Source organism: Actinomyces oris, assembly GCF_001553935.1.
Taxonomy (GTDB): Bacteria; Actinomycetota; Actinomycetes; order Actinomycetales; family Actinomycetaceae; genus Actinomyces; species Actinomyces oris_A.
In genome coordinates this window covers 495,758-521,198 of record NZ_CP014232.1, presented here as the reverse complement: position 1 = coordinate 521,198, position 25,441 = coordinate 495,758, and the positions used below count along the sequence as shown (strand labels likewise).

General features: G+C 64.6%; 24 protein-coding genes and 1 tRNA gene. 11 read left to right on the top strand and 14 right to left on the bottom strand.

The window, feature by feature from the left end; all coding sequences use genetic code 11:
- Positions 1 to 183 precede the first annotated feature (183 nt).
- The 3 genes from AXE84_RS02335 (at position 184) to AXE84_RS02330 (ending at position 2,078) form a co-directional block, all read left to right on the top strand.
- A complete protein-coding gene (locus AXE84_RS02335; protein ID WP_009394114.1) occupies positions 184 to 426 on the top strand; it encodes a helix-turn-helix domain-containing protein in 243 nt (80 codons plus the stop codon).
- 145 nt (positions 427 to 571) lie between these two features.
- The gene (locus AXE84_RS12380) at positions 572 to 670 is read left to right on the top strand and encodes a 30S ribosomal protein bS22 (protein WP_003792170.1); all 99 of its coding nucleotides are present in this window, start codon (positions 572 to 574) and stop codon (positions 668 to 670) included.
- A gap of 103 nt (positions 671 to 773) precedes the next feature.
- A complete protein-coding gene (locus AXE84_RS02330) occupies positions 774 to 2,078 on the top strand; it encodes a UDP-N-acetylmuramate dehydrogenase (RefSeq protein WP_060956681.1) in 1,305 nt (434 codons plus the stop codon).
- A gap of 307 nt (positions 2,079 to 2,385) precedes the next feature.
- Here AXE84_RS02330 and AXE84_RS02325 read toward each other — a convergent pair whose 3' ends face one another.
- Both AXE84_RS02325 and AXE84_RS02320 read right to left on the bottom strand, forming a co-directional pair.
- Positions 2,386 to 3,471 carry an adenosine deaminase gene (locus AXE84_RS02325; RefSeq protein ID WP_060956680.1) on the bottom strand — a complete coding sequence of 362 codons (1,086 nt, stop codon included), beginning with the start codon at positions 3,469 to 3,471 and terminating at the stop codon, positions 2,386 to 2,388.
- A gap of 178 nt (positions 3,472 to 3,649) precedes the next feature.
- On the bottom strand, positions 3,650 to 4,603 hold the full coding sequence (locus AXE84_RS02320) for a hypothetical protein (RefSeq protein WP_060956679.1): 954 nt from the start codon (positions 4,601 to 4,603) through the stop codon (positions 3,650 to 3,652).
- Between the two features lie 363 nt (positions 4,604 to 4,966).
- Between AXE84_RS02320 and AXE84_RS02315 the strand changes: the two genes are divergently transcribed.
- The gene (locus AXE84_RS02315; protein WP_060956678.1) at positions 4,967 to 6,214 is read left to right on the top strand and encodes a phosphotransferase; all 1,248 of its coding nucleotides are present in this window, start codon (positions 4,967 to 4,969) and stop codon (positions 6,212 to 6,214) included.
- 91 nt (positions 6,215 to 6,305) lie between these two features.
- On the opposite strand, the gene AXE84_RS13145 is transcribed toward AXE84_RS02315, so the two are convergent.
- On the bottom strand, positions 6,306 to 7,361 hold the full coding sequence (locus tag AXE84_RS13145; RefSeq protein WP_236750104.1) for a serine/arginine repetitive matrix protein 1: 1,056 nt from the start codon (positions 7,359 to 7,361) through the stop codon (positions 6,306 to 6,308).
- Positions 7,362 to 7,516: 155 nt separating this feature from the next.
- Positions 7,517 to 8,731, bottom strand: a complete 1,215-nt coding sequence (locus AXE84_RS02305) for a pyridoxal phosphate-dependent aminotransferase (protein ID WP_010614513.1) — start codon at positions 8,729 to 8,731, stop codon at positions 7,517 to 7,519.
- A 208-nt stretch (positions 8,732 to 8,939) separates the two neighbouring features.
- Here AXE84_RS02305 and AXE84_RS02300 point away from each other — a divergent pair.
- The 5 genes from AXE84_RS02300 (at position 8,940) to rplA (ending at position 11,795) form a co-directional block, all read left to right on the top strand.
- Positions 8,940 to 9,012: transfer RNA gene (locus tag AXE84_RS02300), tRNA-Trp, on the top strand.
- Between the two features lie 96 nt (positions 9,013 to 9,108).
- Entirely contained in the window at positions 9,109 to 9,345 is a 237-nt protein-coding gene (gene secE / locus AXE84_RS02295; RefSeq protein ID WP_003789264.1) for a preprotein translocase subunit SecE, read from the top strand.
- 135 nt (positions 9,346 to 9,480) lie between these two features.
- On the top strand, positions 9,481 to 10,317 hold the full coding sequence (gene nusG / locus AXE84_RS02290) for a transcription termination/antitermination protein NusG (protein WP_060956677.1): 837 nt from the start codon (positions 9,481 to 9,483) through the stop codon (positions 10,315 to 10,317).
- A gap of 258 nt (positions 10,318 to 10,575) precedes the next feature.
- A complete protein-coding gene (gene rplK, locus AXE84_RS02285) occupies positions 10,576 to 11,007 on the top strand; it encodes a 50S ribosomal protein L11 (protein ID WP_003789267.1) in 432 nt (143 codons plus the stop codon).
- A gap of 98 nt (positions 11,008 to 11,105) precedes the next feature.
- On the top strand, positions 11,106 to 11,795 hold the full coding sequence (rplA, locus tag AXE84_RS02280) for a 50S ribosomal protein L1 (protein WP_009405977.1): 690 nt from the start codon (positions 11,106 to 11,108) through the stop codon (positions 11,793 to 11,795).
- A gap of 292 nt (positions 11,796 to 12,087) precedes the next feature.
- Here the strand turns inward: rplA and AXE84_RS02275 are convergent, their stop codons facing one another.
- The 3 genes from AXE84_RS02275 to AXE84_RS02265 all read right to left on the bottom strand — a co-directional run bounded on the left by AXE84_RS02275 (position 12,088) and on the right by AXE84_RS02265 (position 17,164).
- The gene (locus AXE84_RS02275; protein WP_081093175.1) at positions 12,088 to 13,587 is read right to left on the bottom strand and encodes an OmpA family protein; all 1,500 of its coding nucleotides are present in this window, start codon (positions 13,585 to 13,587) and stop codon (positions 12,088 to 12,090) included.
- A gap of 194 nt (positions 13,588 to 13,781) precedes the next feature.
- Complete coding sequence (locus AXE84_RS02270; RefSeq protein WP_060956675.1) at positions 13,782 to 15,488, bottom strand: OmpA family protein; 1,707 nt, start codon at positions 15,486 to 15,488, stop codon at positions 13,782 to 13,784.
- A gap of 14 nt (positions 15,489 to 15,502) precedes the next feature.
- Positions 15,503 to 17,164 carry an OmpA family protein gene (locus AXE84_RS02265; protein WP_060956674.1) on the bottom strand — a complete coding sequence of 554 codons (1,662 nt, stop codon included), beginning with the start codon at positions 17,162 to 17,164 and terminating at the stop codon, positions 15,503 to 15,505.
- 350 nt (positions 17,165 to 17,514) lie between these two features.
- Here AXE84_RS02265 and AXE84_RS13140 point away from each other — a divergent pair, with 350 nt between their 5' ends.
- Both AXE84_RS13140 and AXE84_RS13135 read left to right on the top strand, forming a co-directional pair.
- Positions 17,515 to 18,135 (top strand): hypothetical protein, encoded by a 621-nt coding sequence (locus AXE84_RS13140; RefSeq protein ID WP_236750103.1) that lies wholly within the window; start codon positions 17,515 to 17,517, stop codon positions 18,133 to 18,135.
- Between the two features lie 329 nt (positions 18,136 to 18,464).
- Complete coding sequence (locus AXE84_RS13135; RefSeq protein ID WP_236750205.1) at positions 18,465 to 18,815, top strand: OmpA family protein; 351 nt, start codon at positions 18,465 to 18,467, stop codon at positions 18,813 to 18,815.
- A gap of 17 nt (positions 18,816 to 18,832) precedes the next feature.
- Here AXE84_RS13135 and AXE84_RS02250 read toward each other — a convergent pair whose 3' ends face one another.
- The 7 genes from AXE84_RS02250 to AXE84_RS13485 form a co-directional block, all read right to left on the bottom strand.
- Positions 18,833 to 19,186 carry a hypothetical protein gene (locus AXE84_RS02250; protein WP_236750102.1) on the bottom strand — a complete coding sequence of 118 codons (354 nt, stop codon included), beginning with the start codon at positions 19,184 to 19,186 and terminating at the stop codon, positions 18,833 to 18,835.
- A 161-nt stretch (positions 19,187 to 19,347) separates the two neighbouring features.
- On the bottom strand, positions 19,348 to 19,842 hold the full coding sequence (locus tag AXE84_RS02245; RefSeq protein WP_236750101.1) for a hypothetical protein: 495 nt from the start codon (positions 19,840 to 19,842) through the stop codon (positions 19,348 to 19,350).
- Between the two features lie 110 nt (positions 19,843 to 19,952).
- Positions 19,953 to 20,591, bottom strand: a complete 639-nt coding sequence (locus AXE84_RS02240; RefSeq protein WP_236750100.1) for a hypothetical protein — start codon at positions 20,589 to 20,591, stop codon at positions 19,953 to 19,955.
- Between the two features lie 45 nt (positions 20,592 to 20,636).
- Positions 20,637 to 21,710, bottom strand: a complete 1,074-nt coding sequence (locus AXE84_RS12770) for a hypothetical protein (RefSeq protein WP_150116234.1) — start codon at positions 21,708 to 21,710, stop codon at positions 20,637 to 20,639.
- 244 nt (positions 21,711 to 21,954) lie between these two features.
- Positions 21,955 to 22,617 (bottom strand): hypothetical protein, encoded by a 663-nt coding sequence (locus tag AXE84_RS12765; RefSeq protein ID WP_150116233.1) that lies wholly within the window; start codon positions 22,615 to 22,617, stop codon positions 21,955 to 21,957.
- Positions 22,618 to 22,640: 23 nt separating this feature from the next.
- Complete coding sequence (locus AXE84_RS12760) at positions 22,641 to 24,017, bottom strand: hypothetical protein (protein ID WP_150116232.1); 1,377 nt, start codon at positions 24,015 to 24,017, stop codon at positions 22,641 to 22,643.
- 729 nt (positions 24,018 to 24,746) lie between these two features.
- Positions 24,747 to 25,421 carry a pilus assembly protein TadG-related protein gene (locus tag AXE84_RS13485; protein ID WP_420480489.1) on the bottom strand — a complete coding sequence of 225 codons (675 nt, stop codon included), beginning with the start codon at positions 25,419 to 25,421 and terminating at the stop codon, positions 24,747 to 24,749.
- Positions 25,422 to 25,441 lie beyond the last annotated feature (20 nt).

The following is a 25,441-nucleotide window of genomic DNA, read 5'->3' as shown; positions in this document are numbered from 1 at the left end:
GGGTCTGGGGCCGATCAGGGGTGGTTCGGTGAGGTTGCGGCAGCGACAATTGGTGCCCGAGTGTGAAATGCGACGCCTGTGGTAAATGGGGCCCGAGAAACCCTGTGCGAAGGCTGGTGCGGGGATATATTGGCTGTGTTCCTGCCCCGACGGGGCCACCCGCGACGAACGGACCTCAAGCTCATGGCACCGGGCCTTCCCACATCCCCCAGCGCCTCCGGCGCCCCCTCGTTCCTCACTGTGGCTGAGGTGGCGGCGATGCTGCGCGTGTCCAAGATGACCGTCTACCGGATGGTGCACTCCGGCGACCTGCCTGCGATGCAGGTCGGGCGCTCCTTCCGCGTCCCCGAGCGCGCCGTTCACGACTACCTGGCCGCGGGGCTGGGTGATTGGGGCCACGACGCGTCAGAGGCATCAGGGTCCTAGGAGCCGCTACACTCAGGCGGTCACCTGCGTGGTCGGCCGCTGAGCCTCACGCGCCGACCAACCGCCCCATGGCATAACCCTCGCCGGCCTGCCTCGGCCCGCAGGGAGGGTCTGCGGGCACTACAAGCGAACTCGAGGAGATCTCATGGGATCCGTCATCAAGAAGCGCCGCAAGCGCATGGCCAAGAAGAAGCACCGCAAGCTGCTTCGCAAGACGCGTCACCAGCGTCGCAACAAGAAGTGAGACGAGCGGCCCGTCCGCGTCTCGGGGCTCCGTGCACACTACTGGTGTGAGCGGGGCCCTGCTTGTCTCACGAGGAACCGATCAGGAAGAGCGGAGACCTCCGTTGACCACTACCCCAGATGACCGCACTCCTGCTGCCCCCGCTGAGGGCTCGACGGTGCCGGCTGCGCCGTCGGCCGAGCCGCAGCTGGTGGCAGGCGACTGCACTGTTCCGCTGAGCGTCGACGTCGACCCGTCCGCCTGGCCCGCACCCGTCCAGGCCCTGGCGCACACGCCCGGCTCCGGCGCCCGGCCAACCAGCCTGGCCGAGCTGACGACGCTTCGCGTGGGCGGCCCGGTGGGCAGCTACGTCGAGGCCACCACGCAGAGCGAGCTGACCGAGGCGATCCGCGAGGCCGACGCCGCCGGTACGCCCGTCCTCGTCATCGGCGGCGGCTCCAACATCCTGGCCTCCGATGCCGGCTTCGACGGGCTCGTCATCCGGGATGCCCGCGCCGAGGTCTCACTCGTCTCGGACTCGGTGTGCGGCGGCGTCGAGGTCACCGCCACCGCCGGAACCACCTGGGACGACCTGGTGCGCGAGGCCATCGCCAGCCAGTGGGCCGGGTTCGCGCCCCTGTCCGGGATCCCCGGCACGGTGGGCGCCGCCCCCGTGCAGAACATCGGGGCCTACGGCGCAGAGGTCGCCGAGCTCATCGCCAGTGTGCGCGCCTGGGACCGACTGCGCAACCGAGTGGTCTGGCTGGCCCTGGGCGAGCTGGGGCTGGCCTACCGGGACTCGCGCCTCAAGCAGTCCCTCACCGACACCGAGGTGGGTGGCGGGCGCCTGTGGGGGCCGACTGGGCGCTGGGTGGTCCTCGACGCCACCTTCGCCGTGCGGCAGGGCTCCCTGTCCTCCCGGATCGCCTACTCCCAGCTGGCCGGGGCGCTCGGCGTCGAGCTGGGTGAGCGCGTGCCCGAGCGCGAGCTGCGTGAGGCGGTTCTTGAGCTGCGCCGCTCCAAGGGGATGGTGCTGGACGGCGCCGACCACGACACCTGGTCGGCCGGCTCCTTCTTCACCAACCCGATCCTGACCACGGAGCAGGCCGAGCAGCTGCCCGAGGACGCGCCGCGCTTCCCGGTCACCGACCACTCGCAGGTGGTCCTCGGCACCAAGGCCGCCCCTGTCATCGAGGGGTTGGTCAAGACCAGTGCCGCCTGGCTCATCGACCACGCCGGCTTCAGCAAGGGCTTCGCCGTGGAGGCCGGCGCACCGGCCGGGTTGTCCACCAAGCACGTGCTGGCACTGACCAACCGGGGCGGCGCGACCGGGGCGGACCTGGCGCGCCTGCGTGACGCGGTGGTGGCCGGAGTGCGTGAGCGCTACGGCGTCACCCTCGTACCCGAGCCCGTCCAGGTCGGCTTCTAGGCCGCCTGTCCGAAGCCCCGGCAGCCCCGGGACGTGTCAGCACGTCCCGGGGTGCCTGTGCGATGTGGTGGTGGCTGGTGTGCGCGAGCGCTTCGGCGTCACCCTCGTGCCCGAGCCCGTCCAGGTCGGCTTCTAGGCCGCCTGTCCGAAGCCCCGGCAGCCCCGTAGTTCGCCGCGCGAATATGTGGTCCGTCGTGGACGCCCCTGGCTCTGGGGAGCGGTCGCTGCGGGCACTGTCCCTGTTCCTGGGGCGTGGTCCTGCGTCCCAGAGTCCTTATCCGGGCGTGCTCGCAGCCGGTTCTAGCTCCTAGCGCGCAACCGCGTCAGGCTTGAGGTCGCTGGCCTCCGGGCCGTCGGACTGCGCTCCTGGAGCCTGGTCGGGCGCCGCCAGCCAGGCGTCCACCTCGGCCAACCAGGTCTGCTTCGCCGTCGGGGAGGCCAGGCAGGCGCGGATCGAGCCGCGGGCCAGCTCGGCCAGCTCGGCGTCGTCGCAGCCCAGGGCCCGGGCGATCTCGTACTGGTCGACGAGCCGGGACTGGAAGAGCAAGGGATCATCGGCGCTCAGGGCGATCTGCGCTCCGTGGCTCATGAGCGTACGCAGGGGGACGTCGTCGGGGCTGTGATACACCCCCAGGCTCACGTTGGAGGCGGGGCAGACCTCGAGGCTGATGCCGGAAGCGACGATCGCGTCCAGCAGGGCGGGGTCCTCACCGGCGCGAACCCCGTGGCCCAGGCGTGTGGGGCCGAGGGAGGAGACGACCTCGCGCAGGTGGTCGGGCCCTAAGAGTTCCCCTCCATGCGGCATGGAGGCCAATCCGCCCCGGCGGGCGATGGCGAAGGCCCGCTCCCAGGAGGAGGTCTGCCCCGCGCGCTCATCGTTGGACAGGCCGAAGCCGATCACCTCGCCCGGCTGATCCCCGGCGTAGCGCACCGCCAGGCGCGCGAGCGTGCGGGCGTCCAACGGGTGACGCATCCGGGAGGCCGCCACAATGACCGCCACCTCCACTCCGCTCAGGGTCGTGGCCTGCTTGGCGGCATCGAGGATGATCTCCAGAGCCGGGGTGATCCCGCCGACGAAGGGGGCATAGCTGGTCGGGTCGACCTGGATCTCCAGGCGGCGCGAGCCCTCGGCGGCGTCATCCAGGGCGGCCTCCAGGACGATGCGGCGCATGACCTCCTCGGTACGCACCAGGGCCCGGGCCGTGTCATAGGCGCGCTGGAAGCGGAACCAGCCGCGCCGGTCAGCGGGCACGCGCAGGGGGTCGCCGTCCAGGAAGTTCGAGGGCAGGCGCGTGCGCGCGCTGGAGGCCAGCTCAATGAGGGTCTCCAGGCGCATCGACCCCGTGAAGTGCAGGTGCAGGTGCGCCTTGGGGAGGGTGGCGAGGTCTCGCATGGGTGGATTCTTCCACGTGTTCGCACTCCACCGGCAGCCCTCCCACGCGGGGCAGGAGGCACCGAAGTGTCACGATTGGCGACTTTTCCGGGAGAGGCCGACACCCTGTGACAGGAGGGAATGGCGCGGACCTGCACAGATAGGGGGAGAGGAGCCCAGGGCCCTTCCTCGACTCGCCCTAAAAGTCGCCAGGAGTGACATCCGGGTGGATTCCGAGACGGCGTGCCACCGAAGAGACGATCCGCACCGTGTCCCGATCCACTACCTGGTTGCTGGTGAGGCGCAGCGGAGTGTGGCCGCGCGCGAGAGCGGCCTGATCGCGCAGGTGGTCGCTGTGCCAGTCCGGGCGGGAGGAGTGGTAGGTGTAGCCGTCCGTCTCGATGAGCAGGGCCGGACAGGCCGCCGCCGTGAGGACATGAGTGCCGTTCGCCGGCCCGGGAACGATCGCCTGAGGCCTTCGGCTGAGCACCAGATCCACCTCGCCGACCCCGTCCACCATGACCGCCGCGACGGGGTGGTAGCCGGCCCGCTTCAGGTCGTAGCGGGCGATCGTCTCCAGCAGGGAGCGCGCCCCCGGGCGGGCCTGGGAGAGCAGGGAGCGCAGCGGTGCGTTGCGCGGGCCCGGCAACGCGGATTCCAGCTGACTGCGGGTTGTGTATCCCAGGCGCAGGGCCCCGTCGAGAGCGATGAGGGCATCGAGCTTATCGGCGCAGCGCATGAAGCAGATGAGAGCCTGCTCGACCTGCGCCACTGGTGGCTGAGTGTCCTCGGGCAGGGCCAGTCCCCTGACGCGGTGGACCACCGTGCGGCCGATCGCATCGGGAACGCGGCTTCGCTGCGCCGGGATGGCGACATGGAGAACACCGGGTGATGTCCTCAGCGGGATGCCGTAGTGCTTCATCGCGTGTCCACAGCTCACCACGCCTCCCAGCCGGCGGCAGGTGATGACGAAGGCCTTGGCCGACGGCAGGGACACCACGTGACCGGGGTGGGAGGACAGCGCCTTCTCAGCCAGCATGAGCGCCACCGTCCTGCGCTCTGACCGGGTGAGGCTCAGTGCCGAGAGCCGGGCTGCGCCGTTCCTGGCTAGTAGACGGGCGCGCACATCGCCGCGGCGGACATCATCAAACATAGTTAAATGATGTCAAACAGTGTTTTAAGGTGAAAGGCGTGGACTGGGGCTGTGGATAACTTTGGGCTCCCCTCGGTGCTTTCGGTGCTGTCGGTGTCACGATTGGCGACTATTCCGGTGGGGGGTAACACCCTGTGACAGGAGGGAATGGCGCGGACCTGCGCAGATAGAAGGCAACGTTCCGGCGCCCCCTTCCCGAGCCGACCTTAAAAGTCGCCAGGAGTGACAGATCTGTGCCACTGGGCTTGCCTCAACTCGGTCACCCAGTGCATCGCCCCAGGGGTGCGTGGGCTTCCGCTGTTGTCGAACACCGGGGCTCGTTTTGGAGGCGAACCACCAGGTGGGTGGGGCAGACTAACTGCTATGAACCACTCGTCGGCGTCCCAGGAGCCCGAGGAGGTGGCCCTGCTGACGGGGCCGCGTGCCGCGTCCGTGCTCTCCGCCGCCCTCGCCCCGGCCGGCCAGCGCCTGGCCAGCTGGGAGGTCCACTCAGTCCACCACCGCCCCGGAGCGGGGGTGTCCGTGGGGTACACGGCTGTTGTTGTCGCACCCAACGGGCGTTCCACCACCGAGTACCTGTGCGCCACGACGGCTCGCCTGTCCAACCCGCACGCGCCGGGACTGACCCGGGTGGCCCCCACCGGAGGGGATGGCCCTGCGGTCCATGTGTGGCGCCACCCGGCCGACCCCGAGCTTCCCGGCCTGGTGGTGGCCTGCACGCCCTCGCTGCTCTCGGCCCGGATCGGCACGCAGGTCAAGGCCACGATGGTCGCCTACCGGCCCACCCGTCGAGCGGTCGTGCGTGCCACCTTCCCGGATGAGACCACCGCCTACGCCAAGGTCCTGCGCCCGAGCCAGGCCCCGTCCTTCGCCCAGCGCCACCGCCTGCTGACGGCCTCAGGCGTGCCTGCGCCCGAGGTTCTGCGAGAGGACCCCGATGGGCTCGTCCTGCTGTCCACCGGTCGAGGAGTGGCCCTGTCCGGCCTGCTGTCCCAGGGCATGAGCGTCTCTCGCAGCGAACGCGTCTTCAACGGCCTCATTTCACTGCTGGACGCCCTGCCGGCCAGCGCCATGCAGCTGCCGGCGCACGCCGCCTGGTCGGAGCGGGCCCGCCACTACGCGCACGCCGCCGCCACGGTCCTGCCCGAGCACGCCGCGCGCGCCCGGGCCGTGGCCGAGGGCGTCGAGCAGCTCATGGCCGCCTCCGACGCCGGTCGGCCGGTCCCGGTCCACGGCGACTTCTACGAGGCCAATGTCCTCATGGAGGGCGAGTCCGTCACCAGCCTGCTCGACGTGGACTCCCTGGGGCCCGGTTACCGGGTTGATGACCTGGCCTGCCTGCTGGGGCACGTCAGTGTGCTGGACCACCTGGCGCCCGCCTCCTACCCGAAGCTGCGCCCCATCCTGGAGACCTGGACCCGCATGGCTGAGCAGCAGGTGGATCCGGTCTCCCTGCGTGCCCGCTGTGCAGGCGTGGTCCTGTCCCTGGTGGCCGGCGCCCGCCGCGAGGACGGTGGCCCGTGGCGCCCCGACGCCGAGGGCCGCCTGGCCCGCGCCGAGACCTGGCTGGCGCAGGGCCGCGAGATCCAGGCCCGCCGCGGCGCCCACTGAAGCTCGCTGGTCTCACGCCGAGCCGGGCAGGCTTTGCGGTATCCGACAGACTCTCTGTCGGCTTGCGCGAAACCTGCCCGGCTCGGGGTGCTCAGAATCTGACGTGCGAGTCCCTGGAGATGGTGAAACCGCGGCCGGTGATTGTGTTCCAGCAGGTCATCCCCTTGGACTGTGAGGTGCAGGCGTAGTCGGAGAACGTCGTGGTCTCCCCGTACTGGAGCGTGTGGAAGGTGTCCCCAGGCTGTCCCAGGTACTCCTCTCCGCAGCGGACCTCGGTGCGACCGGCGAGCGCCACGATGGAGAACTCCCGGTCGGGGCAGTCTTGCATCCCGGAGGAGGCGTAGCTCCGTTCCAGGATTGAGCAGCCCACCCCCTCGTCGTACAGGATGCAGGAGATGTTCTTCGACGGGGTGTCCACGTACTGGTAGGAGTAGGTCTTGGCTGACGGGGGAAGAGTTGGTCCTTTGTCGGGTAGCGGTGTTGCTTCGGCCTCGGTGGCGTCTGCGGTCGGTTGGGCGTTCTGCCCCGCCGATGTTTCTGCCGCCTGGGTGGGGGCTGGTGCTGCGGAAGCGGCTGAAGCCGTTGTCGTTTCCGACTGTCGATCCCGGTTCGCCAGCAGCATCCCGGCGAAGGTTCCGGCGGCGGCGACGGCCAGGACCAGGGTGATGACCAGGGCGGCTATCAGCCCGGTGCGGGACCCGGAGCGGGAGGCCGGTCGGGGCTCGGATGGTTCGACGGGCGCTGTCTGAGCAGGTGCCGGTGCGGCTGCCCGCGTTGGCATGGTCGGTAATGTCTTGAGGACCGCCGTGTGAGGATCTGCTTGCACCGTCGCTCTCACAGGAGCCTCGGTGTGCGGTGAGCTGCGGTAGTCGGTCGTTGTGATCGAGGGCAGGGCCGCAGTCTTGGCCGTCCTGAGATGAGTCGAGTCGGATGCTGTCGCCGCGCTTACCGGGGTTGCGGGTGAAACTTGAGACAAGTTGCCCAAACCCATCTGGAGAACCTGCTCGCGCAGCACCGCGGGGATAGCTGGATTGGCGGCGACGACCGGTCGCAGATCGGGAAACGCCTTGGCGAGGTACTCCAGCACCTCGGGCTCGGTACTGGGATCGGCGGCACGACGTTCATCGTCGGGAGTGTGGGCGGGCACGAATCGGATGATAGGTCTCTGAAGGACGCGGAAGGCCCGTCCGCAACCACATTGGTATCAAACGCCGAGCCGGGCAGGTTTCGCGGCGCCCAACAGACATTCTGTCGGCTTGCGCGAAACCTGCCCGGCTCGGTGAGGAGGCGGAGCCTCAGGCGCTACTCGACCTCGGCCAGCAGCTTCTGGACGCGGCCCACGCCCTCGACCAGGTCGTCGTCGCCCAGCGCGTAGGACAGCCGCACGAAGCCCGAGGGACCGAAGGCCTCACCGGGAACGACGGCGACCTCGGCGTGCTCGAGGATGAGCGCAGCCAGCGTGGCTGAGCTGTCGATCGTGGTGCCGCGCAGCGTGCGTCCCACGAGCCCCTCGATGCTGGGGTAGGCGTAGAAGGCGCCGCGGGGAACGGGCACGGTCAGCCCCTCGATCTGCGAGAGCATCTCCACCATCGTGCGCCGGCGCCGGTCGAAGGCGGTGCGCATCTGCTCGACGGCGGTCAGGTCGCCGCTGACGGCCGCCAGCGCCGCGCGCTGCGAGACGTTGGCGACGTTGGAGGTCAGGTGCGACTGGAAGTTCGTGGCCGCCTTGATGACGTCGCTGGGAGCGATCATCCAGCCCACGCGCCATCCGGTCATGGCGTAGGTCTTGGCCACGCCGTTGAGGACGATCGTCTGGTCGGCCAGCTCGGGAACCAGCTTGACGACGTGCGCGGTCTGGGCGCCGTCGTAGAGGAGGTGTTCGTAGATCTCGTCGGTGATGACCCAGATCCCGTGCTCCAGGGCCCACTGGCCGATGGCGGTGAGCTCCTCGGGCGTGTAGACCGAGCCGGTCGGGTTCGACGGCGAGCACAGCAGCAGCACCTTGGTGCGCTCGGTGCGGGCGGCTTCGAGCTGGTCAACGCTGACCTTGTAGTCCTGGTCGGCCCCGGCGAAGACCTCGACCGTGGTGCCCCCGGCCAGGGCGACGGCCTCGGGGTAGGTGGTCCAGTAGGGCGCGGGCAGGAGGACCTCGTCGCCGGGGTCGACGAGTGCGGCGAAGGCCTGGAAGACGGCCTGCTTGCCGCCGTTGGTGACCAGGATGTCGTCGGGGGAGACCTCGTAGCCGGAGTCGCGCAGCGTCTTGGCGGCGATGGCCTCGCGCAGGACCGGCAGGCCCTTGGCGGGGGAGTACTTGTGGTTGGCCGGGTCCTTCGCGGCGGCGACGGCGGCTTCAACGATGTAGTCGGGGGTGGGGAAGTCGGGCTCTCCGGCGCCGAAGCCGATGACGGGGCGGCCGGCGGCCTTGAGGGCCTTGGCCTTGGCGTCGACGGCCAGGGTGGCGGAGGGGGCGATGGCGGACAGTCGGGCGGAAACGCGGTGCGTGGGTGCAGGTGTCACCCGACCATGGTCCCACGACCAGCGACATCCGTGCGTCTGAAACACGTCGGATCCGCCAGCGACGACGCCGGGGAGCCTCCGGGACACCTCCAGGGTCCCTCCGGGGGCGTGACATGGTGCTGCACCCCGGCCGGCCCCGGCGTGGCGCACCCCACGGCCTGCGGTTACCGCAAAGGCTTCCTCGTGTGGCAGACTAGAGCACCGCTGAAGGGCAGTGGCGCAATTGGTAGCGCACCGGTCTCCAAAACCGGCGGTTGTGGGTTCGAGTCCCGCCTGCCCTGCTGAGAACGGCGGATCTGTCGGGAGATCCCGTCGGTTTCGTCTTCTCCCCGCTGTGCGGGAACTGACCTGACCGTCGACCCTGAGGACCCAGATTCATGAGCGAGAGCGCACGCGCTGCGACAGGCAAGTCGGCCACCAAGCGCGGCTTCTTCGGGCGCATCGCCCTGTTCATCCGCCAGGTCATTGACGAGCTGCGCAAAGTCGTCTGGCCCACCATGAACGAGCTGTGGACCTACTTCACGGTAGTGGTCGTCTTCATCATCGCCATCATGGCCTTCACCGGGGTACTGGACTTCGCCTTCAACCGGGCCGTCATGTGGCTCTTCGCCTGACCTCTCGGCTTCTGCGGCCGTACCCTCATTGGGGATGCGCGGTTGCGCCCCTGACCACGTCTACTCCCGACGCCGCTGCTGCTCGCGCGGCCCGTCGCATCCGCTCGTCTCACGCCACTGGAAAGCAGGTACACCATGTCTGAGGATGTCTCCTCGCAGACCAACCCCGACGACGTCGAGGCCCTGACCTCGCTCGCGACCGACGACGCCGTCGAGCCGGTCGAGGCCGCCCAGGCCGATGCGACCGACGAGGTGGCCCAGGCGCAGGCCAACGCCGCCGCCGAGCCTGCCGCGCCGGCCGAGGAGGCGCCCGTCGTCGACCCGCTGGCGGAGTTCCGCCGCCAGATGTCGGCCCTGCCGGGGCAGTGGTATGTGCTGCACACCTACTCCGGCTACGAGCGCCGCGTGGCCGCCGACATCATGGCCCGCGCCGAGAACTTCGAGGTCGAGGACTACATCTTCGACGCCACCGTCCCCATGGAGACGGTCATCGAGATCAAGAACGGCAACAAGAAGAAGGAAGTCTCCCGGGTGCGCATCCCCGGCTACGTGTTCGTGCGCATGGACCTGGATGACCCGGAGACCTCGGACAAGGTGTGGCGCACCATCAAGGACACCCCGGCCGTCACCGGCTTCGTGGGTGACCGCTACAACCCGGTGCCGCTGACCTTCGAGGAGGCCGTCGCCCAGCTCGGCCCCACGCCCGAGGAGCTCGCCGCCAAGGAGGCCGCCGCCGCGGAGGCCACGGCCCCCGAGTCCGGCTCCGGCACCCAGATCGCCACCGGTGGACAGGTCTTCGAGGTCGCCTTCGAGGTCGGCGAGTCCGTCATCGTCACCGACGGCCCCTTCGAGTCCCTGCCGGCGACGATCGCCGAGATTCACCCCGAGACCCAGAAGCTCCAGGTGCTCATCTCCCTGTTCGGCCGCGACACCCCGGCCGAGCTCTCCTTCACCCAGGTCGCCAAGATCTGAGGCGGGCCTGAGGTCAGGCCCCGTCAGCCGTTGTGGCCCGACGACGCGAAACAGCGTCGTCGGGCCACAACCGCCTGGGTCGCCCAGCGGCCACGGCACGGGAGCCGTGAATCACAGGCAGATCTCCTGTGATACCGCGCACCGGGCGCCCTGCTCGGCCCGGCAGAGGGCTACGATGAGCGCTTGTGTGTGCGCATGCACCCACGGCTGCACGGCAGGCGTGCAGCACATCCGGACAAGTAAGAAGGACCCATTCCTATGGCCCCCAAGAAGAAGGTCGCCGGGCTGATCAAGCTCCAGATCCAGGCCGGCCAGGCCAACCCCGCTCCGCCGATCGGCCCCGCCCTGGGTGCCCACGGCGTCAACATCATGGAGTTCTGCAAGGCGTACAACGCGGCGACCGAGTCGCAGCGCGGCAACGTCATCCCCGTGGAGATCACCGTCTACGAGGACCGCTCCTTCACCTTCATCACCAAGACCCCGCCGGCCGCCGAGCTCATCAAGAAGGCCGCGGGCGTCCCCAAGGGTTCCGCCACCCCCCACACCGTGAAGGTGGCCTCCCTGACCCAGGCTCAGGTGCGTGAGATCGCCGAGTCCAAGATGCCCGACCTCAACGCCAACGACATCGAGGCCGCCGCCAAGATCATCGCCGGCACCGCCCGCTCCATGGGCATCACCGTCGAGGCCTGAGGCACTCGCCGGCCCGCCGGCTCTCTCAACTCAACCCCCATAGAAAACCGTGGAAGGGCCTCGCGCGGCCCGAACACCACGACTGCAAGGAGAAGCAGATGACCAAGCGCTCCAAGGCCTACCGCGCCGCGGCAGAGAAGATCCAGTCCGGAGTCCTCTACACCCCGGCCGAGGCCGTTCACCTGGCCAAGTCCACCTCGATCACCAAGTTCGACGCCACCGTGGACGTCGTCTTCCGCCTGGGGGTCGACCCCCGCAAGGCGGACCAGATGGTCCGCGGCACCGTGTCCCTGCCGCACGGTACCGGTAAGACCGCCCGCGTCGTCGTCTTCGCCCAGGGTGAGCGCGCCGAGCAGGCCCTCGCCGCCGGCGCGGACGAGGTCGGTGGCGACGAGCTCATCGAGAAGGTCGCCAAGGGCTACACGGACTTCGACGCCGCCGTGGCCACCCCGGACCTCATGGGCAAGGTCGGCCGCCTGGGCCGCGTCCTGGGTCCCCGTGGCCTCATGCCCAACCCCCGCACCGGCACCGTGACGATGGACGTGGCCAAGGCCGTCTCCGACATCAAGGGCGGCCGTATCGAGTTCCGCGTGGACCGCGCCTCCAACCTCCACTTCATCATCGGCAAGGCATCCTTCACCGAGGAGCAGCTGACGGAGAACTTCCAGGCCGCCCTGGAGGAGGTCCTGCGCCTCAAGCCTTCGACCTCGAAGGGCCGCTACATCCTCAAGGCCACCATGACCACCACCATGGGCCCCGGCATCCCGATGGATGTCACCAAGGCCTGAGGCCGCTTTCTTCGCGACGGCGTCGGCCGCCTCCTCATGCGGGAGGCGGCCGACGCCGTTCTTTGCCTGTGCGTTGGGTCGTACCGTCCCCGGGGCCTGCCTGGGGACTGCACGAGCCCTCCACGGGGGCATCTGCCCATGGTCCGCGGGGTGCCGCGCTGACTACGGTGAAGGCGTCGGTGGCGCACCGAATGGGGGAGGGGAGTGGAAAAGCCGGTCGTCCCCGTCCTTGCCTCTCCCTCTCGCAAGGATGGGGACGACCTCTCCGCCGTGAAGGAGGCCCGGATGGGCCTCAGCTGTTCTTGACGGGGATGTCGGTGAGGCGGTAGGCGTAGCTGGAGCCGAGATGCGGGGCGGGGAGGTGGTCGAGGGTGACGGTGTCGCCGCCGGGGTCGGGCCAGACGACGCAGACGGTGGTGGTGCCGGCCTTGATAGGGGGAGTGAGCTCGAGCTCGCTGAGGGGGACGTGGGTCTCCAAGCCGGCGTCGCGGTAGTCGGCGGGGTAGATGCGCTCGCCTCCGGCCAGGAGGGTCAACCCGTCGGCGGCGTATGTTGTGGCTTCCTCGCTGCCGTCCTCGCCCCGGGAGTTGGTGAAGAAGGTTTCTTTGTCATCAAACCAGGCGTAGAAAGTGGGGTTGGTGCTGTTCTTGCTGCTGAGGGTGGTGTGGAGCTGGCCGAGGAGGTATCCGCCTTGGCGGGTGACGTGGTCGATGGTGATGGTGAGCTGGGCGCCACTGTCACTTTTGACGGTGACGCCGTCTGAGCCCTTGGCGACCGGTCCCTTGGTCTCGGGCAGCTTGCCGCTGTTGGGGGCGGGGGTGGTGTTCTTGGTGGTGGTGCCGCCGGTGGGGGTCAGGGTGATCTCGACGCGTCGGTTGACGGCACGGGCCTCGTCGCTGGTGTCGTTGACCTTGGGCTCGGACTCGCCCTTGCCGGACACGGATGTCTGCCACTTGTCGAGCTTGGTGAGCTGTTCGAGTCTGGTCTTGACAGCGTTGGCTCGTTTCTCGGACAGGGTCTGGTTGTAGGCGTCGTCCTGGACGTCGTCGGTGTGCCCCACAATCGTGAGCGTCCCGCCGTCGGGGTACTGGGCCAGCTGGCCGGCGACGGTGTTGAGCTGGGCCTCGGCACCTGAGGCCAGGTCGGCTGAGTCTGAGGCGAAGGTGACGTCGCTGGCGAGGGTGACGGTGATGTCCTTGCTGCCGGTGTGGGTGCTGGCGGAGTCGTCCAGGGCCTTGGTGTAGCGCTCAATGGCTACCGGGGCGGCCAGTGCCTGGTCGGGCTTGGAGTCGTCCCGGGAATAGCCGATGGTGGCGACGCTGTCGAAGGCCTTGTCCATGGCCTTGAAGTCGATGCCGGAGGCAGCTGCGGCACCGCTGTCGAGGACGTCGACGGTGACGAATCCTGCTTGGGGGACGAAGACGGTGACCTCCTTGGCATCCACCGCCCCGAAGAGCACGAAGCAGCTGGTGGACGCACCCGGCTTAAGTGCCAGCTTGTTGTTGTTGCCTTTGACCTTGTTCTCCACACCGGTGGTGGCTACCCACACCCTGTTAGTGGACAGATCCAGCAGACGCACCCCACCCGCAGCCGGCTCAAAGGCCTTGTAGCCGCCGAGGCGAGACAAAGGCCGGGACCCTTCAAAGACATTGCTGTCCCCGTCAGTGGAGGACTCAGCGATGTCCTTGACTGCGGGGTCGTCCTTGGCACGAGTCAGCTTCAGGGCCAGCACGGTGGTCTTCGCATCGCGGCGCACCAGCGGCGAGACCTGAAACCCCAGGTGATGACCCATAACGTGGGCGTCGAGTTGCTGCCAGCCCTGCGGCGCCGCAGGCGCCCCCGCTGTCCCGCCCGCCGAGGCCGAGGTCGAGCTGGCCTGACGTTTCGACTGCCAGGGAAGCTTGCAGCCGGCCAGCAGCGGTAAGCCCACACCGGTCAGGATCGCACCGGACAGAAACACGCGACGACGCATCAGGCTGGGTCCTTTCAGCTGTTCTTGACGGGGATGTCAGTGAGGCGGTAGGCGAAGTCGACGGCGTCTTTCCTGGATGCTGCGTGGTCGAGGGTGACGGTGTCGCCGCCGGGGTCGGGCCAGATGACGCAGACGGTGGTGGTGCCGGTCTTGATGTAGGGGCCGATTCCGAGCTCGGTGAGGGGGACGTGGGCCTTGAACTCTGCGTCGAGGTAGTCGGCGGGGTAGATGCGCTCGCCTCCGGCCAGGAGGGTCAACCCGTTGGAGGCGGTCCGGATAGCGTCGTTGCCGGCGGTCTCGCCTCGAGAGCTGGTGAGGGGGGACTCATCGTCCTCGAGGAAGTTGTAGAGACCTGGGGCGGAGTCCGTCTTTGCGCTGATGGTGGTGTGGAGCTGTCCGAGGAGGTAGCCACCTTGGCGGGTGACGTGGTCGACGGTGACGGTGAGCTGGCCGTCGCCACTGTCATGCTTGACGGTGACGCCTTCAGGGCCCTTGGCGACCGGTCCCTTCGGGTCGGGCAGCTTGCCACCACCACTGCTGGGGGCGGGGGTGGTGTTCTTGGGGGTGGTGCCGCCGGTGGGGGTCAGGGTGATCTCGACGCGTCGGTTGGCGGCGCGGGCCTCGTCGGTCGTGTCGTTGATGCGGGGTTCGGACTCGCCCTTGCCGGAGACACTGGTTTGCCACTTGTCCAGGCTCGTGAGCTGTTCGAGGCGGGTTTTGACGGCGTTGGCTCGTTTCTCGGACAGGGTCTGGTTGTAGGCGTCGTCCTGGACGTCGTCGGTGTGCCCCACGATGGTGAGTGTCCCACCGTCGGGATACTGACCGAGCTGGCCGGCAACGGTCTTGAGCTGGGCGTCAGCGGCGGAGGTGAGTTCGGCGGAGTCCGAGGCGAAGGTGACATCTGATGCGAGGGTGACGGTGATGTCCTTGCTTCCGGTGTGGGTGCTGGTGGAGTCGTCCAGGGCCTTGGTGTAGCGCTCAATGGGCACCGGGGCCTCCAGCACCTGTTTGGGGTCGGCCTTGTCCCGAGTATGGGGCATGGTGGCGCTGTCGAAGGCCTTGTCGATGGCTTTGAAGTCGATGCCGGAAGCTGCTGCGGCGCTGCTGTCGAGGACGTTGACGGTGACGAATCCTGCTTGGGGGACGAAGACGGTGACCTGCTTGGCGTCCACCGGACCGAAGAGCACGAAGCAGCTGGTGGACTCACCCGGCTTGAGCGACAGCTTGTTGTTGTTGCCTTTGACCTTGTTCTCCACACCGGTGGTGGCCAACCACACCCGGTTGGCGGCCAGGTCCAGCAGACGCACCCCACCCGCAGCCGGCTCAAAAGCCGGGTTGCTGCCGGGGCGTGCCAAAGAGTAGGCCGCATTGAAGACATTGCTGTCTTTATCAAGGGAGTCCACAACGACGTCTTTGACTGAGGCGTCGTCCTTGGCCCGCGTCAGCTTCAGGGCCAGCACGGTGGTCTTCTCGTCGCGGCGCACCAGCGGTGAGACCTGAAACCCCAGGTGGTGACCCATGACGTGAGCGTCGAGCTCCTGCCAGCCCTGCGGCGCACTCGACGCGGCAGGCACGGCTGTCCCTGACGCCTTGCCCGCCGAGGCTGAGGCTGAGGTGGAGCCGGCCTGACGCCCCGACTGCCAAGGCAACCTGCACCCGGCCAGCAGCGGTAAGCCCACACCGGTCAGGATCGCACCGGACAGAAACACACGACGTCGCATCAGGCTGGGTCCTTTCAGCTGTTCTTGACGGGGATATCAGTGAGGCGGTAGGAGTTGCCTGGGATGGAGTACTTGCCTTTGGCATGGTCAAGGGTGATGGTGTCGCCGCCGGGGTCGGGCCAGACAACGCAGACGGTGGTGGTGCCGGCCTTGAGGTGGTCCAAGAGGCGTAGCTCGGTCAGGGGCAGGTGGTGGTCGACGTCGGCGTCGAGGTAGTCGGCGGGGAAGATGCGCTCGCCGTTGCTGAGGAGGGTCAGGCCGTCGCTGGCGAGGAGGGTTGACAGGGCGCCAGATTCGGAGCGCTGGTTGCTCAAGGGGGTCTCGGGATCCTCGAGCAGAGGGTGCAGTGGTACGTCGTTGGAGCCGTCCTTGACGGTGCAGGTGACGGTGCCCAGAAGGAAGCTTCCGGAGCGGGTGACGTGGTCCAGGGTGATGGTGACCTCCCCACTGGTGTTGGAGCCGCCCGTGGCGGTGAGGGTGACACCTTCAGGGCCCTTGGCGACGGAGCCCTGGGGGTCGGGCAGCTTGCCACCGCTGCTGTTAGGGGTGGGGGTGTTCTTGGTGGTGGTGCCGCCGGTGGGGGTCAGGGTGATCTCGACGCGTCGGTTGGCGGCGCGGGCCTCGTCGCTGGTGTCCTTGATCTTTGGCTCGGACTCGCCCTTGCCGGACACGGATGTCTGCCACTTGTCCAGGCTGGTGAGCTGTTCGAGGCGGGTCTTGACGGCGTTGGCTCGTTTCTCGGACAGGGTCTGGTTGTAGGCGTCGTCCTGGACGTCGTCGGTGTGCCCGACGATGGTCAGCGTCCCGCCGTCGGGATGCTGTTTGAGCTGGGAGGCGACGGTGTTGAGCTGGGCCTCGGCTCCTGAGGCCAGGTCGGCGGAGTCGGAGGCGAAGGTGACATCTGATGCGAGGGTGACGGTGATGTCCTTGCCACCGGCGTGGGTGCTGGTGGAGTCGTCCAGGGCCCGGGTGTAACGCTCGATGGCGACGGGGGCGGCGAGCTCGGGGACGTCGTGAGAGGACTGCTTGAGCGCGGCCTGGGCGATAGACAGGTCGATCTTGGCTTTCTTAGCGTCGCCGGCGTCCAGAACGGAGACGGTGGTGAAGCCGGCCATGGGGACCATGACGGTAACGGTGTCGGTGTCGACCTTGCCGAAGGACAGGTAGGAGGTCATGTCCTCTCCAGGGGCGAGCTCGAGGAACAGGCCGCTGCCGTCGATGGCGCTCCACACGCGCCCCGAGGCGGTGTCGAGCAGCTTGACCAGGGAGACTCCGGTACCAGGACGGTAGATTGACGGCACACCTAGGTAGTTGGAGATGTTCAGCTTGTTGTCGTCGCTGTAGGGGCTGGTGTTGATCGTGTCGATGGAGGCGTCGTCGGACGCGCGGGTGAGCTTCACGGCGATGTACGAGGTCTTGTCGTCCTGGCGGACGACGGGGGAGACCTCCACGCTCACCTTGTGGCCCATGACGTGACCGTCGAGCTTCTGCCACTCGGTGCTACCAGCCTTAGCCGGAGCGCTGGCCGAGGCCGTGGCTGACCCGCCGGGCGAGGCGGATCCCCCGGCGGTGGCGCCCGATGATGATGTCGAGCCTCCCTTGCCCTTGGAGACTCCCGGCAGGTCACAGCCCGCCAGCACCGGCAACGCCAGCCCCGTCAGGGCCGAGAGAGCCACGAAAGACCGACGAGACGTCCCCCGAGCAGAGACTCCAAGTGAACGGGAGAATACTAATGACACAACAACTCCTTCATGGGTCCACCGGAATTTCTCAAAGACAGAGCGTAATCGTAACGTAATCTTCCTAGCAAGCGGGACTCCCCGGGTACTCCCCATCACTCCCCGGGTACTCCCCGTCGCTGCACGGGGAGTACCCGGGTACCCTGGACTGCCCGTGGGCATCATGGGTACCGCACAGTTTTTCCCCGTGGGACTCTCCCCGTTTCTCGAATGATGAGTGCTGCATAGAGTCTCGGTATTCCTCAGGTCGATGTGGCCTGACCGAGAGCAATGGAGGTTCCATCATGATGACTGCTTCGAAGCGAATCCTGGCCGCCATAAGCGCCATTGGCATGGCGGCAACCCTGGCGTCCTGCCAACTGCCGGGAGGCTCCTCGGGTGAGAAGGGAGCGTCGTCCTCGACCTCGACCTCGGCATCAGCGCCGAAGTCGGCGCAGCCTGGAGGTGGCAGCAATGGCAGCCATGACGTGGCCATTGAGTCGCACACCAGCAGCATTGACAGCAAGCCTGCAACCGTCTCCCTGAACTCCGTCTCCGCCACGGGGACGACGGTCACCGTCATGTTCTCCGTGACGAATAATGACAAGAGCGATGATATGTACATCACCGATTACTTCTCGGATGGGGACGACTCGATTCCGCAGCCCAGCGGAAAGGCGACACCGGGAGGAAGTAAGAACAACGTCGATGGGCTCACGCTCATTGAGCCGTCCTCCTCGAACATCTATCGAGTCTCCTACGACTCCCAAGGCGGCTGCCTGTGCTCCAGTGACCTCTACGAATTCGTCCAGCCTGGACAGACAATCGCATTCCAGGCGACTTTCACCGGCGTTCCTGCGGACACGAAGACCGTCAGTGTCACCATTCCTAATGGTGGAACCTTCAGCAACGTGGAGGTGTCACGATGAAGCGGCGAACTTTCTTTGCATCATGGGCGATGGGTGCGGGGCTACGACATCGCGCGAGGCTCATCGCTGCGATTACCGGTGTGAGCGCTTTGGCCTGGCCGACCGTGGCGGGGGCTGTCGCGTTGCCGGCTGATCCCCATGCTGGCCGCCCAGCGGCGGCTCCGGTGAAGAACGCTACGCCGGATCCAGTGCCGACCATTGTGCCGCCTGAAAGCACCGGTCCGGGCGACTCCCGGCGGGTTCAGCCTCTGGATCGACGTGTGGTCCCGGTGTCGCGTTCGGGCAGCTCGGACAGCGCGGTCACCTATTCCTCGGATGGTCAGACCACGGTGGCCTCATTGTCCGGAGACGTCACCTTCGACGTCGACTCCTCGGCCCTGACCGATCGCGCCAAACAGGTGCTCGACGAGATCGTCAAGCGCTGGAACGGTAAGCCGCCCGCCACAGTCACCGTGGTGGGGCACACGGACTCCGTCGCCGACGACGCTCACAACCAGACGCTCTCCGAGCAGCGGGCCAAGGCCGTCGCCGACTACCTGACCTCTAAGGTTCCCTCCCTGAATGTCCAGTCCTCTGGCAAGGGGGAGAGTGAGCCTGTGGCCTCCGAGACCAACGCGGACGGCAGTGTCAATGAGGCCGGCAAAGCCGCCAACCGCCACGTCGATGTGCGCTGGGGGTAGGTGGAGGGGGGCCCGCCTCAGCGCAGCTCGATCCACTGGCCCACAGTCGAGATCTGATCACTGGTGATCTTCTCTCCGGAGAAGTCCACGAGGTAGATCGTGGAATCCCGGCTGATGGCCCAGAGGGAGCCCTTCTTTTGGTAGGGCCAGGTGGTCTGGTACTGCTGCTGCGCCAGGATGATGGATCCGTTGGTGACTGCGGTCCGGGAGCCAATGGGCTGGTACCCGCGAGTGACGGCCCGGGCGGCATTCATGGCCAGGTCGAGGGCGTCGTAGCCGTCCTTCGCTTTGACGGACTGGGCTGTCATGAGGACGGCCGACTTGTCGGACGGGTCGGTCCACTTGGTGCCCCAGATGCTGGACTGTGCCACTGATCGGTCCCAGTTCTTGGGCACCGCGAGAAGCAGATCGCCCTCTTCAAGGCGATCCCAGTCACCTTCTGGGCCCGGATGCTGTGCTGAGGAACAGCTGCTCAGAAGCGTCGCGGCTCCGGCCGTTGAGAATGCTAGGAGGGCGCGTCGTCGTTGGATGGTCATTGTTGCTGCCTCGTCAGGGTCAGAGAGTTCTCGATGCCGTTGCGAAGGCCGTCATCCAGAGAGGTGCTCAGAAAAGTGACGACGCCAGTTCCGACGTCTGAGGCGAGCAGCCAGGTCCACCCCAGCCAGGATGTTGCAGGGCCCCAGTAGAAGGCGACTCTCTCGGTGGCTGGTTTGTCCCCGTCTGCCGCCCAAGAGACCCGGCCGATCTCCGAGTAGTTCTCAAAGAGATAGGAGCTCATGAGATTGGTGGTTTGCCTGATGCCGTCAGCTGTGGTGCTCGCGTCGATACCGGAGAGCAGGAGCCGGTGCTCGAAGCTGGTGTCGTTGGTCTGCTTGTCGTAGGAGACGGCGTATGGGGACCATCCACTGCGCCGAGTGGGACCCTTGAGGGAGATGGGCAGGCTGAGAGAGATGCCGGAGAAGTTGATGGTGGTCCACTCCTTGGGAGCGTTCTGGGGCCCCTTGGACGGGGCTTGAGGTTGCTTCACGTCCGCAACCGAGGTCATTCCCGACACAGGCGGCTTTTCTGGTGAGTCGCTGCATGAGGCAACAGCGCTCAGTGAGGCGATACCGCCTGCTGCCATGAGGAGACGGCGTTTCATGAGGCGTTCACCGCCACAGAAGCGAGAACGGACGACATGCGGTTTTGACTTTCTGGAATCTTGGGATCCGCGAAGACATAAACTCCGTAGCTGTCACCACCTGGCCCGTCAACGATGATTCCCGCGCAGGTGATGGGAACCTCGTCGGTCTTACGGTCCTGCAGCCATGGCGGGATCGCCTTGACCTGCCAATCCAAGCGGTTCCCGCTGCTTCCGCCGGGGACCTCGACGGGGGTGACCTTGGGCTGGATGGACTGGGCGGCCAGCGCCTGCTGCTCCGCGGCCAGCATGCTGGCAGCGGGCTTGGTGCCGGCAGCATAGCGCTCGACGGCGACAGTGAGGGGAACGCTTCCTCGACTGTCGTAGTAGGTCTGCTGCATGCCGTCGTCGTAGGTTGTTGTGGTCCCGGTGACGGCATCCGCAGGTACCTGGATGATGAGGCTTCCCATTGGGAGAAGAGCCATCATGCCGTCCGACGACGCAGCAACGGAGCCTTTCGACGCCGGCGCTTGGGATACGGATGCTGCGGCCGATGCGGTGCTGGAGTCGGAGGCTTCACTCTGGCCGCAGGCACTCAGAGCGAGTGCGGCCATCGCGGCCGTCACAGCCGCTGTGGCCGTTACAGGAGTCTTCATGCCACTGTCCTTGCGTTATCGTCGGGCATCTTCACACGGAATCGACTAGTGGGTCTGGTTTGCCAGCTGCGCCCGGTCCTTCGTGAGCGTGTCAGTGCTCCAGGAACCGGAGAGTGCGTCGAACCCGCCATTATCGGTGATCGCCGTGCCGTTGACAACGAGCTGCGTGGTGCTTGCCTTAGAGGCAACGACGGCAGCGAATGTGCCGTCGGTGGAGGAACCCGATGGCTCACCCACAAACAAAGATGCAGTGGGGACATTGACGGTGCCCGACGAAAGCAGAGCGGTTCTGGCGTAGTCATTGGCCAGATCGCGATCAGAGCTCTTGAGTGCCGAGACGTCAAGCGTCGTGGTGACCACCGTGGTGACCGTCGTACCCGCTGCAACTCCCGAGACGCTGCCATCGGCAGAGCCCTCGGTGACGTGGGTGAATGTCACCTTATCGAGGTCTCCTCCGGTGTCATAGGACAGGGTGACACTGCCTAAACAAATGCGCTGACCTGCTGGGGGAGAGGTGATGCCGAAGGTGTTCCACGCAGAGTCAGGCTCTTGGCTGTGTTCCGGGACCGGGACGTCGGCCTTGTAGGAGAGCGTGTGGCTGACCGCACCGGTGCCGTTGGGTTCGGCAGTCGTGGTGCGCTTGTAGGTGACATTGCCGTTGATGGTGAGAATCGGATACGTGATCGACGACTGGGGCGTTGCTGTTTTGGCGGTGCCTCCTGAAGACATCTCGCCGACAGACAGCCGAGCGGCTGATGACTCAACCGTGGAATCGGGCTGAGGCGCTGCGGAGGGGTGCGCATGCTTGACCCGTCCGGCTCCGACGTTCTCTGCCTGCTTGGTCGTCGTCTGAGCTGACGCTGAGGTGCAGGAGCGCTGGTTGGAACACTGGGGTGCTGCTCTCCGAGCACGGGCATCAGTCACTTGTGTGGTGAACTGGTTGGTCTTGGAGTGTTCTGCCTCATATCCTCTGGCCAGCGATGCAGTGGTGCTAACACTTCGGTCAGTACCAGAGCCCGGAGCTGCTTCAGCCGACTGTGCAGTGTTGATCGAAGCGCTGAGAAGCAGTGCGAGCGTGACTGCCCATACTGGTTGGGCCACAGGGGAAGGGCGGCGCACGGAGTGCGTCCTTTCGACGAGGCGACAGGTGCAGAGGCGCGCCGTCGGGAGACGAGACCTCCATCTGTATGAGACTCTACGGCTATCCGCACGTCATCACCATCGAAACAGTCAAACTCATAGGAGAACTCCAGGGAACAGGCAACCGGGCGACTCAAGTGGTTCGAGATCCAGCAACTGAGACAAGGCTATCTCACGGAGCAAGACGACCTTGGGGATCGATCAGTCTGATTTCGCTAAATATCTATGAAGGTAGCACGATCGAGAAAGCTGATTTCCAGACGTCGCTATTTTCGTTGAGTTGACCAGATGGAGCAGTCGCATACAGTACCCAGCCGTGATCCGAACGATCTTCTGCACCATAGCCTGGAGAAATTCCCAACCACAAACCAAGCGCATCCAGTTCCTGAGTCTCAGAGTCGCTCACCTTAATTGACATGTGCCACGTGATCATATATGCGTCGTCAGTTCCTGGCCACGCCTCCCTCGATCGAGCGACATAGGAATTAGTCCCGTCAGCTGATAACAAGGCCTCCTGAGACTGTGACTCCTCTAGCAGTGTCCTTCCAAACGAATCCACTTTCATAAGGTTCAGGCGAGGATATCCCTTGTCGGCGTTCGGCATCTCAATGATGGTGCAAGGGAGGCCGGTGCTTGTTGTACTTCGCGTCTCTTTATATCCTATAGGCAGGATAAGTTTTGCGCCCTCAACTTCCTTCTCTTCTCCTTTTGGGGTAACCGGAGCAACATGCCGACTGTCGTACTCCGGCTCTGCTGAAATACTCGTGACAGGGCGACGACTCGGAGCAACAGTTGCCAACGAGCGCGGATTGCCGCTACCTTGAGAATCGGATCGCATGCAAGCCGATATGGACGAAGCTAGTGCGCTAGCTCCGACAATAATCATGGCATGCCTCCTGTAGATGAGCACTATTCACAACCCTCCCATGTGCGCCATTCGCCTGAACTTGAATCATACCACTGACCGTCTGAGAACTTAGTTCTATCCTGAGTGTAAGAGGCTCCGCCGCCTACTTCGAAAGCGGCCCTAAAGCCAGTTTCAGAACTATCCTTATTCATTGTCTGTCGAGTGTATACACCATGATCTCGGGCCTGTTTATAAAAGTTGTAAGAGGCTAAGCCTGGGTCGCCAATAGGCGGTTTAACCCCATCGAACTTGTTGGTGGGCAAACCTAGAGTGGTCATCAATAATTGCGCCTGTTTCCTAGATGACGGGTCAGTCATGTCCACTGAGGCAGTAAATCGCGTATCCAAATTGGTGTCGTGGTCTCCGAAGAGCTCCTGAGCTCGGCCTGTAGTGCTTGTCTCAGCACCGACGTCGGTGGTAGTTTCGAGACTAATCAACTCGCCAGTCTCAGAGTCGTACGTTGCTGCAACTGTGGAGTTGTTGTGACCCGCACCCTTTCCGCCGTGGTTGGTTGTGTCGATGTTCGACTCGAGTCCCAAAGCTGCCTGTGTATCATAGTACACAGTTTCTGTATGATCCTTTGTGTTAATGCGGAGTCCTGCGAGTCTCGTTAAGCTAACCGCAGCATTATTGTCCCCTTTCCAAGGGGCGACCGGGTTGATTTCTATGGGAAGGGGATTTAAAGGATTCCTATTGGTTGCACTAGCACCTGCGTAGTCTACTCTGCCTAGTGTGTAATAATATTCGGTAGGCTCAGGGGCAGTGTAGTTGAAAACTTTCTCCTCTACCGTATCTGCGACACCATTGAAAATCCAACTGCCAACACTGCCTATGCCCTTTCCCCCGTGGTTGCCTGCCGCATCGACCCCCGCTCCTGCGGCATCCACAACTTTTTCTCTGGTTAGATGAGCGACAAGATCATTCTTCTCTTTCTCTGAGTTAACTACGTAAGTTGCTCCCTGTCCGGTGGTTACGCCTCTGCCAGTCCCCATCTCACCATAGGAGCCATACTTTTTTCCGTTCACACTAACATCTAATCCTCCTGCAGCATTTGGTCCTACTTTAATAGCCGCCGAACTTTTATCAGTTACCCGATAAGTTCCATCTGACATTTCCTCTACGACAATAGATCCATCTCCTTCAAATGTCATCAAAAGCACACCAATATTGCCTCCGACTTTATGTGACACTTCCTTGTTGGTACATGCTTTGGTAGGTTCTTGTGGGTTCTTTGCTGAGGAAGATGCAGAAGAGCTTGCACAGGATGTGGGATGACCTCCACCAATCTGAGAAATTGCAGAGGCGATTTTGCAAACTAATGTACCCCCAAATGATTTTCCCGAGTATCCCACTACGAGCAGAATGCACAGAATAATCATGACGATTATCCATAGGATGCCAGCATAGCTAACTATAGCGGATCCTCGTTCCTGATGAGACCTTGGTTGATTTATCGCTTTCAAAACACTTATCCAATCTGCGACGATAAACTAGCTGTGAACAGAGTTGCTACTGAGTTCTTAATAGTCAGTCTGTTGGTGTTCAATTCTTGCGGCAATTAAGGAGCTTCCGGCGATCGACGTGATCACCCAAAGGAGTAGACGACAGGATATGATTACGGCGGCCTGCCAAGAGAGGTACACTCCGGTAGACAGTAGTCCGACTATCACCGTTGGAATCACTGCGTGAACGATCTGTTGCTTAATGGTGGGGAGCTTAAACCTGAATAGCCACGAAACGACCGACGCGACAATGAAAACCGTAACCGCATTTAAGCACGTCGCGAGACTGAATATGGAATCAGCAGTGTTTAGTGCGGCGGTTGCAAGTGGGGGAGTGATCACAACGATGAGGATCAAAACAAAGCGCGACAGAAGCTGAAGTAGGAACGAAACAATCAGCGCTTTGAGTGACCAGAAATGTGTGATACTTGCTTCGTAGTTCATTTTACTTTCCGTCACGATCTTCTCCTATGCGAATTTGCTAGCCTAAGCAGTAGTGTCAGTCAACAGGATGAGTTCGGAGCCTAGAGTCTGCGAACTATATCAGCCCAATTGGTGCGGACTAGTGTTTGCTTGTGTGTTCATTAGAGCCACATGTCCTCAATGCTAAACCAGTCGGGCTGATATCCTTGCGGATCCACGCATTTCTGTGGGCGGCTTGAACGGTGTTGCGGTTGGAGTCGCCTGAGGGGTCGCCGAAGGAGAAGGGGACTTACGTGGAGTAGATTGGTGTGAGGCGGGTTGTGTCATGCACTTCCCGTTCATTTCGACCCCCACCTTCCCTCCCGTGAGGCATGCGCCTCTATCGAAGACAACTTGAGCAGTTGACGTTGCAGTCATTCTTTCGTCGGTGTAGGCGATCGCAGAATCCGTACGGACTGAAACTGTCACAGTACCTCGGGTTTCGTTCACCGAATAGGATGTCACTGTGGCACCATTAAGCTTCGCATAGTGCTCGGCGGCCCGCTTGGTCGTCGGACCAGCAAATGAACCGAGCCCTTTCCCGACGCTTCCCCAGAAGTCGTGCTCATTGCGAGACTTCGCAGCGTTTCCATATGTCGATTCAATCGAATTCCCCCATGCTTCTGCTGCCGCCAAAGCTGCAGCGTCCGCAGCGTTGCTCGCGTCGCGACGATGCAGAATGACATCACCTAAACCTGTCATCAGGGTTAACGCGATCAGGGCGACAATGCCGACGGCAACGCTAAGATACGGAAGAATGCTTCCACGCTGTGATGCCAGCGCTCGTCTGAGAAATGCGATTGTGTCGCATAGAGTCATGCGTCGCATCACGGTGGTTC

Coding starts and splice junctions, on each gene's coding strand:
- secE (WP_003789264.1), top strand. CDS start 9,109: ATGAGCGAGAGCGCACGCGCTGCGACAGGCAAGTCGGCCACCAAGCGC.
- AXE84_RS02270 (WP_060956675.1), bottom strand. CDS start 15,488: ATGCGACGTCGTGTGTTTCTGTCCGGTGCGATCCTGACCGGTGTGGGC.
- AXE84_RS02315 (WP_060956678.1), top strand. CDS start 4,967: ATGAACCACTCGTCGGCGTCCCAGGAGCCCGAGGAGGTGGCCCTGCTG.
- AXE84_RS02320 (WP_060956679.1), bottom strand. CDS start 4,603: ATGTTTGATGATGTCCGCCGCGGCGATGTGCGCGCCCGTCTACTAGCC.
- AXE84_RS02325 (WP_060956680.1), bottom strand. CDS start 3,471: ATGCGAGACCTCGCCACCCTCCCCAAGGCGCACCTGCACCTGCACTTC.
- AXE84_RS02275 (WP_081093175.1), bottom strand. CDS start 13,587: ATGGGTCATCACCTGGGGTTTCAGGTCTCGCCGCTGGTGCGCCGCGAT.
- AXE84_RS02335 (WP_009394114.1), top strand. CDS start 184: ATGGCACCGGGCCTTCCCACATCCCCCAGCGCCTCCGGCGCCCCCTCG.
- AXE84_RS12380 (WP_003792170.1), top strand. CDS start 572: ATGGGATCCGTCATCAAGAAGCGCCGCAAGCGCATGGCCAAGAAGAAG.
- AXE84_RS12765 (WP_150116233.1), bottom strand. CDS start 22,617: ATGATTATTGTCGGAGCTAGCGCACTAGCTTCGTCCATATCGGCTTGC.
- AXE84_RS12760 (WP_150116232.1), bottom strand. CDS start 24,017: ATGATTATTCTGTGCATTCTGCTCGTAGTGGGATACTCGGGAAAATCA.
- AXE84_RS13485 (WP_420480489.1), bottom strand. CDS start 25,421: ATGACTCTATGCGACACAATCGCATTTCTCAGACGAGCGCTGGCATCA.
- rplK (WP_003789267.1), top strand. CDS start 10,576: ATGGCCCCCAAGAAGAAGGTCGCCGGGCTGATCAAGCTCCAGATCCAG.
- AXE84_RS13140 (WP_236750103.1), top strand. CDS start 17,515: ATGACTGCTTCGAAGCGAATCCTGGCCGCCATAAGCGCCATTGGCATG.
- AXE84_RS02240 (WP_236750100.1), bottom strand. CDS start 20,591: ATGAAGACTCCTGTAACGGCCACAGCGGCTGTGACGGCCGCGATGGCC.
- rplA (WP_009405977.1), top strand. CDS start 11,106: ATGACCAAGCGCTCCAAGGCCTACCGCGCCGCGGCAGAGAAGATCCAG.
- nusG (WP_060956677.1), top strand. CDS start 9,481: ATGTCTGAGGATGTCTCCTCGCAGACCAACCCCGACGACGTCGAGGCC.